Below are 12,748 nucleotides of genomic sequence, written 5' to 3' on the forward strand. Positions count from 1 at the left end.
ACCAAGGAGACTTGCATGAAACTCAATGATCTTTCCCTGTTTCGTCAACAAGCCTATATTAACGGCCAGTGGTGTGATGCCGACGATGGCGAGCACACTCTTATTTACGACCCGGCCAGCGGTGAATGCCTCGGCTCGGTTCCCAATACCGGAAAGCGGGAAACACGACGTGCCATTGAAGCTGCCCAGGCCGCCCAGCCCGCCTGGCGCGCCCTGACTGCCAAGGAACGAGCTGCCCGGCTGGCCGACTGGGCCCGGTTGATGATGAGCCATCAGGACGATTTGGCCATGATCATGACCCGCGAACAGGGCAAGCCGCTGGCCGAGGCCAGGGGAGAAATCGCCTATGCCGCTTCCTACCTGGAGTGGTTTGCCGAGGAAGGCAAACGGGTTTACGGGGACATTATTCCAGCCCACGCCCCCGATAAACGCCTGCTGGTCCAAAAGGAGCCGATCGGCGTGGCTGCTGCCATTACCCCCTGGAATTTTCCTTCGGCCATGATCACCCGCAAGGCCGGACCGGCACTGGCTGCCGGGTGCGCCATGGTGCTCAAGCCGGCGCCCCAGACCCCCTTCTCTGCGCTGGCGCTGGCCCATTTGGCGGAGCTGGCCGGGATCCCTGCCGGCCTGTTCAGCGTGTTGCCTTCCGACGCGGCACGCAGCCTGGAAGTGGGCAAGGAGTTATGTGAAAACCCCGTCGTACGTAAGCTCAGCTTCACCGGCTCTACCGGCGTCGGCATCAAGCTGATGCAACAATGTGCGGCCGGGGTAAAAAAACTGTCGCTGGAGCTGGGTGGTAATGCCCCCTTTATCGTATTTGATGATGCCGATCTGGATGCCGCTGTCGAAGGCGCACTGATTGCGAAATATCGCAATGCCGGCCAGACTTGTGTCTGTGTAAACCGTTTTTATGTGCAGGACAGTGTTTACGATGCCTTTATCAACAAGTTGGCGGCGGCCGTCGGCCAACTGCAGGTTGGCAGCGGCCTGACCGAGAATGTCAGCATAGGGCCACTGATCAATGCCGAAGCTGTCAAAAAGGTAGCGCTTCATCAAAGCGATGCGTTGAGCAAGGGAGCCCGGTTGCTCACCGGCGGCAAGTCACTGGGTGGAAACTTCTACTCACCAACCCTGCTGGCAGATGTGACTCCGGATATGGTGGTGGCGCGCGAAGAAACCTTTGGCCCTCTGGCTCCGGTATTTCGCTTCAGAGACGAAGCCGATGTCATTCAGCAGGCCAATGACACCGAATATGGTCTGGCCTCCTACTTTTATGCACGGGATCTTGGCCGCGTGTTTCGCGTCGCCGAGGCGCTGGAATATGGCATGGTTGGAGTGAACACCGGGCTGATTTCAACCGAGCTGGCCCCCTTTGGCGGAGTCAAGGCATCAGGGCTCGGCAGGGAAGGGTCAAAATACGGTATTGATGAGTATCTGGAAATCAAATACGTCTGTCTGGGAGGGCTCTGAAACTGTATTAGTCCTGACTTGCTCGGAAACTCACCTTGAATAAGTGAGGATTACCGACTCTGATGAAAGTAACCAAACCGACATCAAAGACACAAGAGGCAATCCTCATTATCAATGAGTAACGAACTCATCACCAAACGCGAGCTTGGATTTCTCAACCTAGCCGAAGAGCTTGGCAATATATCTCGTGCCAGCAAGTCAATGAGACTGTCACGCGGGGGCGACCCGATATCATCGCCATGACTCAATGGCAGGACTACTTGGGTGGCTTACTCATAACTCCAAAAAGACAGTGAATCGCGGCTTGTAAAGCTCGTCTGTACTACCGCAGGCTACTGATATTGTATCGTGCCTTGCCCATGCTTTTGCTGCTGAGTCCGATTGTTGACAGAACAATGGACTCAGCAGATAGTTTTCTGAACTAGGAAGCTACATTGTTATAACATCGTCAAGCAGTGCCAGAATCTATTTTACGCACCGGCTCCCTGCTGCGCTGGGCTTTTTCCCAGTTGGCGGCCAAACCGATGTCCACCTCCGGTGCGGGTAACAGTTCGCGACCGCGTACCAGATCGGCAGCCCGCTCGGCCAGCATGATGGTCGGCGCATTGAGGTTACCGTTCGGCTCGGTAGGGAACACCGACGAATCGATGACCCGCAGTCCCTGCAGGCCGCGCACCCGCAGCTCTGAGTCGACTACCGCCATCTCGTCTTCCCCCATGCGACAGGTGCCGCAGGGATGATAGGTGCTCTCCAGATTGTCGCGCACGAAAGCATCGATCTCCGCATCGCTCTGTACCTCGAGGCCCGGGGCTATCTCCCCGTCCCGGAAGGGATCCATCGCCGGCTGGCCGATGATCTCCCGGGTCAGGCGCACACAACGACGAAAGCCTTCCCTGTCTTCTTCCCGTTGCAGGTAATTGAAGAGGATCTGCGGATGTTCGTAGGGATCGGCCGAGCGGGCCCGCACATGACCCCGGCTCTTCGGCTTGTTCGGCCCGGTCAAGACCATGAAGCCATGGCCCTTGATCGGCTTGTTGCCATCGTAACGCATGGCTGCGGGCAGGAAATGGAACTGGATGTCGGGCCAGCGCAGTCCCTGTTCGGAGCGGATAAAGCCCCCGGCTTCGAAGTGATTGGTCGCTCCCAGGCCATCCTTGAACAGCAGCCAGCGCAGGCCGATCATCAGCTTGCTCAGCGGGTCCATCTTGCCGTTCAGGGTCAGCGGTTGCTTGCAGCCAAACTGGATGTAAACCTCCGCATGATCCTGCAGGTTTTCACCGACACCGGGCAGCTCATGATGCTGTTCGATACCGGCCTGACGCAGCACCTCGGCCGGACCTATGCCGGAGCGCTGCAGCAGATGCGGTGAGCCGATAGGCCCGGACGCCACCAGCACTTCGCGATGGCAATAGGCACGATGCGTCTTGCCACCGCAGTCGTACTCAACCCCCACAGCACGCTTGCCGTCGAATAGGATCCGCCGCGTCATGGCCTGGGTCACCACGGTCAGGTTCGGCCGCCCCATCGCCGGTCGCAGGTAGGCGTTGGCGGTGGAGCAGCGCACGCCGTTTTTAACCGTCATGTGCATGGCGCCGAAGCCTTCCTGCATGAAACCGTTGGTATCCTCGGTCTTGATATAGCCGGCCTCGGCGCCGGCCTCGACCCAGGCGCGATACAGCGGGTTCTGCATCTGATTGCCATTGTTGGTGCTGAGCGGCCCGGTATCTCCCCGGTAGTCGTCGCCCCCCTGTTCGTAGCTCTCGGCTCGCTTGAAGTAGGGCAGGCAATGGCGGTAGCCCCAGTCGCGGGCGCCGAGTTGCTCCCATTCATCAAAGTCATAGGCATGGCCGCGGATGTAGACCAGACCATTGATCGACGAGGAGCCGCCGAGCACCTTGCCTCGCGGGCAGTGTACCCGCCGTCCGTTGAGGTAGGGCTCGGGCTCGGTCTGATAGCGCCAGTTGAACTTCTTGGTGTTCATCGGAATCGAGAAGGCGCTGGGCATCTGGATCAATACACTGCGATCGCTGCCGCCGAACTCCAGCACCAGCACCGAGGTGCCGGGGTCTTCGCTCAGGCGGTTAGCCAGCACGCAGCCGGCAGAGCCCGCACCCACTATGATGTAGTCGTAATGCTTAGTCATTGCTGAAACCTCGTACATTGGAATCGAGAACCTCGGCCCGGCCCTCATCACCCTTGGGGTAGGCCCCCCAGCCCAACCGTGCAGCCAGGGTTCGGGTCAGGCCGTAGTGCAGTAGCCCGGCGAGCGCACAGGACGGAATGGAAGCCGAAATAAAGGTGAACAGCTCGGTGTTGGCCAGGGTCTGTGGATTGAACAGCACCACGTAGATGGCGAAACCGGCCACCAGCGCCACCAGCGCGATCGGATTGAAGCCTTTCCAGTAGTGGTAGGGCAATTGCCCATCGGTTGCATAGAGATAGCGCAGGTTCAGACGTTGGCGGCGCAGGAAGAAATAATCGGCAATGCCAATCCCCGCCAGCGCGCTGTTCAGCGCCGAAGTCCATACCAGGAATATGAAGAAGCCATCGTAGATGCCCGGGCCAAGGAGCACGATCAGCACGGGCACTATGCAGAATGCCGCCACCAACAGCTCCCACTTCAATGCCCTGAGCCCGGCACCGGCAAGCTGACGCAGGCCGACAATGGCGGTATAGAGGATGTTGATCATGCTGGTCACATTGGCGAAGGCGACGAAGCCCAGGGCGACCACCCCGAACACCAGGCCGCCGATATGGGTCATCCATACGGTCGGATCGCTGTTGCCGAGTGCCGCCGATGCCAGCAGGCCCACCACCTCGCCCAGCGCAGCCGCACCGAAGATGCCGATGACGTTCGGCCAGAACGCCGTTCTCTGGTTCTTGCTCAGACGGGCCAGGTTGCCGATGTAGGGCCACCAGGAAAAGCCGGCCGCCATATTCACTTCCACCGCGATCATGAAGTTGACGCGCTTGCTGTCAAAGGGGGCATCCAGGGCCGGCAGCGCCATCAACTCGGCAAACGAGTGCTGGCCGAGGATCAAATAGAGCATTATCCCCATGATCACCACCAGCGCCGGGGCGACTATGGTGTTGAACACCTTGATCGAAGTCGGCCCCTTGGCCACCACGAAGGCGGTAAGCAGGATGGCGAAGGTGCCGGCAGCCAGCACCAGCATGCCGTTGGGATCCGTCTGGTGATCGCTGACCAGCGCGCCCAGGCCATCGATGGAGCGACCGAACATCAACCCCAGCACCGCCAGCCAGCCCATGGTCAGCAGCACCACCGCCAGCATATAGACCAGGCGGCTGCCGTTGGCGCCGAACATGCTGCGCAAAAAGGTGAACTGCTCGGTGCCGTACTTGCCGCAGGGCACACAGGTCGAGAAGGTCGCCAGCAGCACCCCTAGGATGTTACCGATGATGATGGCGGCAATACCTTCCCGAGGGCCGACGAACAACGCCGTCGCACCGCCGATCAGGAAGGCCCAGGTGGCGATGGCCAGGGCGGAGTTGGCATAGCTGAACTCCCAAAATCCCCATACCCGTTCGGAGGGCAGCAGCGGCGTATCACCGCGCTCCGCCTCCAGGCTGTGATTGATTTGCTCATGCTTGCTCATGACTCAGTACCCCCACAGGTAACAGCCGATAACCAGTGTCAGCGTCATCAGTATGATGACGATGTAGTCGGTCACACGCAGTGCGCCCGGCCATTCATCATCTCGTTCCATCTCTTCGTAGACACGTATGCGCCGTTCCAGCTCCTGTGCTCTTGCGATGTCTGCTTCGCTGTTCATCCGGGTATAACCTCCAGGTTGTTTTTAGGTGGTGCCCTTGCGGGCACCGCGATGCATCCGGCATCTGACGTCCGTGGTTGCTTGATGGTCGTTGGTCTATCCTGCCGCTCAGGGCAGCGTTATCCAGACCGCCTTGGTCTCCAGCAGGTAGTCGAGCTGTTCAGCTCCCAGGTCCTTGCCATAGCCGGACTGCTTGTAACCGCCGAACGGCATGGATGGATCTATGGTGCTGTGCGCGTTGACGTATACAGAGCCCGCCTGCAACCGCGGGATCAGGCAGTGCACCCGCCCGAGGTCGTTGGAGTAGATGGCAGCGGCCAACCCAAAGGGCGAGTCGTTGGCCAATGCCACTGCTTCCTCTTCATCGTCGAAGGGGGCGGTGACCAGCACGGGGCCGAAGATTTCTTCCTGCACAATGCACATGTCGTTTCGACAGTTTGCAAAGATGGTCGGCTCGACGAAATAGCCGGGCCCTTCGACCGGCTGGCCGCCGTAGTAGAGCTCGGCACCTTCGCGCCGGCCGGTTTCGATGTAGGACAATACCCGCTCCTGCTGCTGCTTCGAGACCAGCGGGCTGATAAAACACTCGGGATCCAGTCCCGGCGCTAGTTTCAGGGTGCTGGTATAGGTAACCAGCTCACGCAGGAATTGGTCATAGATACTGCGATGGATATAGGCCCGGGTGCCGGCATCACAGACCTGGCCGGAGTTGAAAAATACCCCGTCGGCCACGGCACGGGCGGCGGCCGGTATATCGGCGTCAGCCAGCACCAACACCGGCGACTTGCCGCCCAGCTCAAGGGTCAGCCGCTTCATCTGATCCATGGCCGCCTTGCCCACGGTGCCCCCCACCGGGGTCGAGCCGGTGAAGCTCAGCTTGTCGATGCCCGGATGGGTCGACATGGCCTCGCCCACCACGCTGCCGCGACCGGTGACAATGTTGACCACCCCATCGGGAATGCCGGCTTCCTGTACCAGTTCGGCGAAGCGCAGCGCCGACAGCGAGGTCAGTTCGGCCGGCTTGACCACCACGGTACAGCCGCATGCCAGTGCCGCACCCAGCTTCCAGGCCATGGTCTGCAGCGGAAAGTTCCAGGGCACTATGACACCAACCACGCCCACCGGCTCCTTACGCGTGTAAGCCAGGTAGTTGCCCGGCAGCGAAGGCTCGGCAGTGCGGCCGTGGATCTTGCTGGCCCAGCCTGCAAAATAACGGAAGGTGTCAATGGTGCCCTGAATATCCACCTCGCGCGCCTGGACAACGGATTTTCCCATGTCGATAGATTCGATCTCGGCCAGCTCTGCGGCATTCAGCTCGATCAGCTCGGCCAGCCGGTGCAGCAGCCGTTCCCGTTCGAGCGGCTTGAGTCGACGCCAGGCGCCGCCATCGAACTGGGCCCGGGCGGCTCGTACGGCGCGATCCAGATCGGCCCTGGTAGCCATGGGAATGTATGTCAGCACTCCTTCGGTACAAGGCTCGACGACCTCGGCACGATTGCCGTCGCTGGCCTCCAGCCAGGCGCCGCCGATAAACATCCGCTGGGGCTTGGTGAGGAATCGCTGCGTCGATTCGCTGATCCCGAATTGTTGTAGGTAGTGCTTTACCTTGCTGTCCATGTCGTGTCCTCCGCTCTGCGTGCTTCAACGCAGCGTTATTGTGGTTTCCTGAAAGTCCTGGGATATATCCCGTTATTGCTTACTCATGACTTCGATTAACATCGGTATAAACGATGTCGGGATCTCTCCCTCGTCCAAGCGAGCGTCCCCTGCAGCCAGATAGAACACATCGTTTTCGTGGTCATAGGCTCCCGCATGTTCGAACGGACGCAGGGCAGATACCTCGCTACACTGGCACGCTTCATCGACATCGCGAGTCATCTCCTGTGGTGGACGGCGATAAGCCGCGTCGCTGTTGAAGTGACTATATGTGTGGTTTTTTGTAAAAAAAATGATAAATTTCAGATATTCACATCGTTATTAGCGATGTAATTCATAAGGAGACGGGAGTGATACAGCTGCATGATGTTGATCTGAAACTGCTCAGGGTATTCGCTACCATCGTCAAGAGCGGAGGCTTTTCCGCCGCCCAGGCGGCGCTCAATTCCGGCCAGTCGACCATCAGCGAGCAGATGGCCCAGCTGGAGGCCAGGCTCGGTGTCAAGCTCTGCCAACGCGGACGCAGCGGCTTTCGATTGACCGAGCAGGGAGTGGCGGTCCACGAAGCCACCCTGCGGCTGCTCTCGGCGGTCGAAAGTTTCTGTCTGGATACCGACGTGCTCAAGCAGCAGATCAGCGGCAGGCTCAACCTGGGGATTATCGACAGCACCATCACCGACCCCGGTTCACCCATACCACAGACTGCCCAGCGCTTCGTCTCCAGGGGACACGACGTCCATCTCAATGTGTACATCGGCTCTCCGGCAGAGCTGGAGGAACGCGTGCTCGACGGCCGGCTGCATCTGGCGGTGGGGCACTTCCCCATCCATGTATCCGGGTTGTGCTATTCGCTGCTCTACCGGGAAGCATCGGGACTATTTTGCGGGCGTCGTCACCCTCTCCATGGCAGCCGGGCCAAGGGCGATGAGCTACTCAGGCAAATTGGCTCCAGCCGCATCGCCGTCAGGGGATATATGCAAAACGACGAGCTGGATCTGCTGAAAGTAGAAAAGGCGGCCGCGACAGTGGACAACATAGAGGCACTGGCCATCCTGATTATCTCAGGAGCCTATCTTGGCTTCCTGCCCATGCACTTTGCAGAGCAATGGGTAAAAACAGGTAACATGCGGCAACTGGCAGAAACTCAGATCCGGTTAATGGCGCCTTTCGACGTCATCACTCGCCGTGGTGTCACCCCACCACCAATTCTGAGTGCATTCATTGAAGATCTTTCCGCCTGCTCCCTAGGATGACCGGAAAGAAAACACAACCAGTGTTTTATAAGGATAGAGCTCTAGTGGTCATATTGGTATGACCTCCGGTCAAAACTAGGTTTGGGTCGAAAAATGGTCACGGCTTGGTCACGAAAGAGTACTTAACAAATTAGAGAGGATAAAAAGAAAGAAGCCCTTAGCTATCAACTAGCTAAGGGCTTCTTTAAAGTGGCGGAGTGGCAAACACACCGCGTTTGAGGGCTGAGGTGCGCAGCACCGACTTCATTCAGAAAGTCCGGCGCGGCCAAAATGAAAAAACCTCAGCATTTCTGCTGAGGTTTTGGAATGTGGCGGAGCGGACGGGACTCGAACCCGCGACCCCCGGCGTGACAGGCCGGTATTCTAACCAACTGAACTACCGCTCCGAAGCCTGATGCTATCGCTTCAGACAGGGAGATAGTAGAGTCGTCCGGGGCGATGGTCAAGGCCGAAAAAGCCCATTTTTTACCGTTCGAGCATTTATTACCCACAACCGCCGATAATACGGAGTTAACTTTCCTGTTCCGGGTCACTGTTCCGCCTGCCGATTATTTTTTTGCGCAAAAACCAACCGGCAGCCAGCAACACCGTTAACAACGTCATCCCTGCCAGCAGGTAGATCATCGAGACGCCGCTCTTTACCGTCGGGATCTCGACGGCGGACACGCTTATCGGAGGGCTGACCCTGACCACCTGCTCCATCAGGTTCAGCTGAACTTCTCGCCCTTCCCGAGTGGTGGCAAAAGCCCGCCCCTGCCAGTAGTAATTACCGGGGGCGGTGGCATCCGGTAAACGAATATGTTTTCCGGTACCCGATACGGCAATGGTCTGTTGGGCCGGTGTCGTCAGCTCTCCCGTCACCACCAGCGAATCCGGTACCAGATCACCCTCGGCAGTCAGCTCCAGCTGCCACTTGCCGTCTGCATCCGGCGTGGAGAACAGCAGCTTGAGCGGCATGGGGTAAACCAGCACCTTTTGCTCATGAGTACGCGCCAGTACCCGGTTACTGACTTGAGCCTGAAACAGATACTCGCCCGGCAAGGTGTCTATAATCACTTCCGCCGTCATGCTGCCGTCTGCGGGATAGGCATCCAGACCGATACCGTCATCGGCAAAGTCGCCGATAATCAGCGGTGCCGGGGCAAAAAACGAGGTGTCATCGCCGTCAGGCTCTACCAGCTGCGCCCGCAGAGACAAACCTTTCAGATAATAATTGGCGTCCAGCCGGGTAGCCTTGTGCCGCAACTCGGCGTCGAGCTTGAGCACCTCCTGCTGAAAGATCCGTTCCGGCAAGGGCGCCATATGCAAATCGAACACGCTGATCAGTGAAATGCCTCTGTGCTGGTTGATTTTTCCGGTCGCCTGCCAGGGGCCAGGCTCAGGTTGCCACAGGGTGATCACATCCCGACTGTCGGTTGATGCCCAGCTGATCTCATCCGGATGCTGCTGGTAGTAATATTTGCTGCCATCGGGCCGGATCAGTACCACAGGAGTGCTTGCCGCTTCTCGCTCTATGACCAGGGTGACGGTGGATATAGACGGGTCGATGCGAAAGGTGTTACTCAGCCAACGGGCACTCTGTTCGCTGGCCTGGCTCGTCGTCATCGCAAACAGAAACGGCAGTGCGAGCAAGAATGCACCTATTCTTCGCGCCACAGGCAGCTTCCCCCTTTTTTCATTACCAGATCCAGCCTGGCCTCGTGGGCCTGCAGCTCCTGCTCGCCGGCCCGGATCACCTTCAACGGCGCCCGGTTGTCACTCAGGCGGCGAATGCCGCTGGCATCCCCCTGCTGGCCGTTATCGCTCTGCAGATTGAGTTTGGTCTGGCCGCCGGTCATCAGCAGGTAAACATCGGCCAGGATCTCTGCATCAAGTAAGGCGCCGTGCAGGGTTCGATGGCCGTTGTCTATGCCGTAGCGGTCACACAATATATCCAGGTTGTTACGCTTGCCGGGGAATATCTTGCGTGCCAGCGCCAGGGTATCGGTTACCTTGCACAGGGCCGCCATACGCTCGGGCCGCCCCAACAGCTGCAGCTCATAATCGAGAAAGCCGACATCGAAGGGCGCGTTGTGCGCCACCAGCTCGGCGCCGTCGATAAACTGCAGAAATTCGTCGACCCGGGCGGAAAAAGGCGGCTTGTCGGCGAGGTAGTCATCGGTAATGCCGTGCACCCGAATCGCTTCTTCGTCCACCTTTCTGTCCGGCTTGAGATAAACATGAAAGTGCCGGCCGGTCAGGCGACGGTTGACGACTTCCACACAGCCGATTTCAATCACCCTGTGTCCAAGATAGTGAGGGCCGGTATCCATATTCATACCGGTGGTTTCTGTATCCAGGACTATTTGCCGCTGGTGACTTTGCTGGCTCATCGATGCTTTCTCCACTCAATTCGGTGGTCAGTATAAATAACTGCCACTGCCAACGCCACCGGGCTCAATGTGGTGTCGCCCTTGTTGCCGGAATCACGCGGGTGGCTGGTGAGCGCCGCCGCGCTGTGGCAGACTTCCGGTTTGCTTGTTCCAACACGGATAACGATGAAACAGATTCAAATGTACACCGATGGTTCCTGTCTGGGAAATCCGGGCCCGGGCGGCTATGGCGCCGTGCTTGTCTACAAACAGCACCGCAAGGAGCTGAGCGGTGGCTATCGCCTCACCACCAACAACCGCATGGAGCTAATGGCCGCCATTGCCGGACTGGAGACACTCAGCAACCCTTGCACCGTGGATTTGACCACCGACAGCCAATATGTGCGCCAGGGCATAACCCAATGGATCACCGGATGGAAGCGCAATAACTGGAAAACCGCCGCCAAAGCGCCGGTGAAAAATGTCGACCTGTGGAAACGGCTCGATGAACTCTGTCAGCGCCACCAGGTGTCATGGCACTGGGTAAAGGGACATTCGGGCCATCCGGAAAACGAACGCTGTGACGATCTCGCCCGAGAGGCAGCCTTGAACGACGCCAACCACGACGATATCGGCTATTCCCGCTGACAGGCCATGCCCGGCTGCAATGCCCTGGGCGCCGGCGAGAGCTTACGGATGGGCGTGAGTGGATAGCGCCGTTTGCGCGCCAGTATGATGTAAACCGCCGCCAGCGAAGGGCAAAAACGGGGACAGTACCGGCGTCGCCACTGACCAAGCAAAGGAAATTCGAACAGACCGGTCAGGCTCAGATCGTCACGCTCTATCACCTCAAACCCCAGTAATTTTAACCAGTCTTCGAGCCGTCCCGGCGCCAGCATGCTCTGCCAGGGCGGCAGCCGATGGCGCAACGCCGGAAACAGGCAGGCCAGCCCGGCGCTGCTGTAGGGGTTGAAACCGGCAATGATCAGCCAGCCATCGTCACGCAGCACCACTTCGGTTTCGCGCAGGATGGCATGAGGATGTTTGCTGTAATCCAGCACATGAGCCAGCAGGCAGGCATCCAGGCTGCCCGGAGCAAAGGGCATGGCGGTGGCGTCGCCCAGCAGTTCCATCCCTTCAAAGCCGGACTGCCCCATCAGCACCGAATGCAGCAGCCGGCTGCGCTCCAGCGACAGGGCCGCACTCAGGGCGTCGACTTTGAGCAGGGTAAACCCGAACAGCGATGGCGCCCACTCGTCCAGACGCAGTTGTAACTGTTCGGCAAGATGACGGCCTCGCAACAGCCGTTGCCACGAGGCCGGAGCGGCAACCGTACTGGCTGATTTCATGGCGCCTCTGATAAGCTATTGCAGAATATGATCATAAGGACAGTACCATGCTTAACGTTAGTCCCATCCCTGCGTTTCAGGATAACTATATCTGGCTGATAACGAATAACAACCATGCGGTCGTGGTCGACCCCGGTACTGCGGCACCGGTCGAGCGGGTACTGGCCGAACGCGGGCTGACGCTGGAGGCCATTCTGATTACTCATCACCATCATGATCATACCGGTGGGGTCCAGGCGCTGCTGACCAGCCGGCCCAATGCCCGGGTATATGCCCCGGCCGCCGAGCGACTACCTGCCCCCGGCAGCATTGCCCTGAACGACGGCGACGGTGTTTTCCTCCCCGAGCTGGGGCTGGAGCTCGAGGTGATGTCGGTGCCCGGCCATACCCTGGGTCATATCGCCTACTATGCCGCCCCTCAGAAACAGACGCCTCAGGGCCAACCTCTGCTGTTTTGCGGTGACACCCTGTTTTCGGGTGGTTGTGGCCGGCTGTTTGAAGGCACTCCCGGGCAGATGTACGACTCCCTCAGTCGCCTCGCCGCCCTGGCGGATAACACCCGGGTGTATTGCACCCACGAATACACTCAGGCAAACCTGGCCTTTTGCCATGCTGTAGAGCCAAATAACCCCGAATTGAAGAAATACCTGCAAAATGTGGCCAAATTACGCCAGCAGGGTGTGCCCACTTTGCCCAGTTCCATCGGCCTGGAAAAAGCGGTCAATGTCTTCCTGCGCGCCCATCTGGCGGGGGTCAGAGCCGCCGCTCAGGCCCATGAAGGAGCGGAGTTGATCGAGAACATCGAGGTGTTCGCTGCACTTCGCCGCTGGAAGGACGATTTTTAACGAACTTGATTAAGCTGCTCACAAAGCATA

General features: G+C 58.7%; 11 protein-coding genes and 1 tRNA gene. 4 read left to right on the forward strand and 8 right to left on the reverse strand.

Translation table 11 applies throughout. The features are described 5' to 3' along the window. Positions 1-15: 15 nt before the first annotated feature. Positions 16-1,470 (forward strand): NADP-dependent succinate-semialdehyde dehydrogenase, encoded by a 1,455-nt coding sequence (gene gabD, locus ACLEIV_RS14120; protein ID WP_410457274.1) that lies wholly within the window; start codon positions 16-18, stop codon positions 1,468-1,470. A 448-nt stretch (positions 1,471-1,918) separates the two neighbouring features. Here the strand turns inward: gabD and betA are convergent, their stop codons facing one another. From betA to ACLEIV_RS14140, 4 genes are all read right to left on the reverse strand, one after another. Further along, positions 1,919-3,613 (reverse strand): choline dehydrogenase, encoded by a 1,695-nt coding sequence (betA, locus tag ACLEIV_RS14125; protein ID WP_410457275.1) that lies wholly within the window; start codon positions 3,611-3,613, stop codon positions 1,919-1,921. Beyond that, a complete protein-coding gene (locus ACLEIV_RS14130; RefSeq protein ID WP_410457276.1) occupies positions 3,606-5,087 on the reverse strand; it encodes a purine-cytosine permease family protein in 1,482 nt (493 codons plus the stop codon). The genes betA and ACLEIV_RS14130 overlap by 8 nt, the downstream gene beginning before the upstream one ends. A gap of 3 nt (positions 5,088-5,090) precedes the next feature. Continuing rightward, positions 5,091-5,264, reverse strand: a complete 174-nt coding sequence (locus tag ACLEIV_RS14135; RefSeq protein WP_410457277.1) for a hypothetical protein — start codon at positions 5,262-5,264, stop codon at positions 5,091-5,093. Between the two features lie 108 nt (positions 5,265-5,372). Continuing rightward, positions 5,373-6,881 carry an aldehyde dehydrogenase family protein gene (locus ACLEIV_RS14140; RefSeq protein ID WP_410457278.1) on the reverse strand — a complete coding sequence of 503 codons (1,509 nt, stop codon included), beginning with the start codon at positions 6,879-6,881 and terminating at the stop codon, positions 5,373-5,375. A gap of 389 nt (positions 6,882-7,270) precedes the next feature. Here ACLEIV_RS14140 and ACLEIV_RS14145 point away from each other — a divergent pair, with 389 nt between their 5' ends. Next, a complete protein-coding gene (locus ACLEIV_RS14145; protein ID WP_410457279.1) occupies positions 7,271-8,173 on the forward strand; it encodes a LysR family transcriptional regulator in 903 nt (300 codons plus the stop codon). 309 nt (positions 8,174-8,482) lie between these two features. Here ACLEIV_RS14145 and ACLEIV_RS14150 read toward each other — a convergent pair. The 3 genes from ACLEIV_RS14150 to dnaQ form a co-directional block, all read right to left on the reverse strand. Next, a tRNA-Asp gene (locus tag ACLEIV_RS14150) sits at positions 8,483-8,559 on the reverse strand. 124 nt (positions 8,560-8,683) lie between these two features. Beyond that, positions 8,684-9,829, reverse strand: a complete 1,146-nt coding sequence (locus ACLEIV_RS14155; protein ID WP_410457280.1) for a hypothetical protein — start codon at positions 9,827-9,829, stop codon at positions 8,684-8,686. Beyond that, positions 9,814-10,545: a DNA polymerase III subunit epsilon gene (dnaQ, locus tag ACLEIV_RS14160; RefSeq protein WP_410457281.1), complete on the reverse strand. Its 732-nt coding sequence runs from the start codon at positions 10,543-10,545 to the stop codon at positions 9,814-9,816. The genes ACLEIV_RS14155 and dnaQ overlap by 16 nt, the downstream gene beginning before the upstream one ends. 165 nt (positions 10,546-10,710) lie before the next feature. Between dnaQ and rnhA the strand changes: the two genes are divergently transcribed. Then, entirely contained in the window at positions 10,711-11,172 is a 462-nt protein-coding gene (gene rnhA, locus ACLEIV_RS14165) for a ribonuclease HI (RefSeq protein ID WP_410457282.1), read from the forward strand. On the opposite strand, the gene ACLEIV_RS14170 is transcribed toward rnhA, so the two are convergent. Further along, positions 11,160-11,873: a class I SAM-dependent methyltransferase gene (locus ACLEIV_RS14170; protein ID WP_410457283.1), complete on the reverse strand. Its 714-nt coding sequence runs from the start codon at positions 11,871-11,873 to the stop codon at positions 11,160-11,162. The two genes, rnhA and ACLEIV_RS14170, sit on opposite strands and share 13 nt — an antisense overlap. Positions 11,874-11,920: 47 nt before the next feature. Here ACLEIV_RS14170 and gloB point away from each other — a divergent pair, with 47 nt between their 5' ends. Beyond that, positions 11,921-12,718 carry a hydroxyacylglutathione hydrolase gene (gloB, locus tag ACLEIV_RS14175; protein ID WP_410457284.1) on the forward strand — a complete coding sequence of 266 codons (798 nt, stop codon included), beginning with the start codon at positions 11,921-11,923 and terminating at the stop codon, positions 12,716-12,718. The last annotated feature ends 30 nt before the right edge of the window (positions 12,719-12,748 follow it).

Origin of the sequence: Oceanisphaera submarina, assembly GCF_046521305.1 — a bacterium.
In the GTDB taxonomy this organism is placed as follows: Bacteria; Pseudomonadota; Gammaproteobacteria; order Enterobacterales; family Aeromonadaceae; genus Oceanimonas; species Oceanimonas submarina.

Coding starts and splice junctions, on each gene's coding strand:
- gabD (WP_410457274.1), top strand. CDS start 16: ATGAAACTCAATGATCTTTCCCTGTTTCGTCAACAAGCCTATATTAAC.
- betA (WP_410457275.1), bottom strand. CDS start 3,613: ATGACTAAGCATTACGACTACATCATAGTGGGTGCGGGCTCTGCCGGC.
- ACLEIV_RS14130 (WP_410457276.1), bottom strand. CDS start 5,087: ATGAGCAAGCATGAGCAAATCAATCACAGCCTGGAGGCGGAGCGCGGT.
- ACLEIV_RS14135 (WP_410457277.1), bottom strand. CDS start 5,264: ATGAACAGCGAAGCAGACATCGCAAGAGCACAGGAGCTGGAACGGCGC.
- ACLEIV_RS14140 (WP_410457278.1), bottom strand. CDS start 6,881: ATGGACAGCAAGGTAAAGCACTACCTACAACAATTCGGGATCAGCGAA.
- dnaQ (WP_410457281.1), bottom strand. CDS start 10,545: ATGAGCCAGCAAAGTCACCAGCGGCAAATAGTCCTGGATACAGAAACC.
- rnhA (WP_410457282.1), top strand. CDS start 10,711: ATGAAACAGATTCAAATGTACACCGATGGTTCCTGTCTGGGAAATCCG.
- ACLEIV_RS14170 (WP_410457283.1), bottom strand. CDS start 11,873: ATGAAATCAGCCAGTACGGTTGCCGCTCCGGCCTCGTGGCAACGGCTG.
- gloB (WP_410457284.1), top strand. CDS start 11,921: ATGCTTAACGTTAGTCCCATCCCTGCGTTTCAGGATAACTATATCTGG.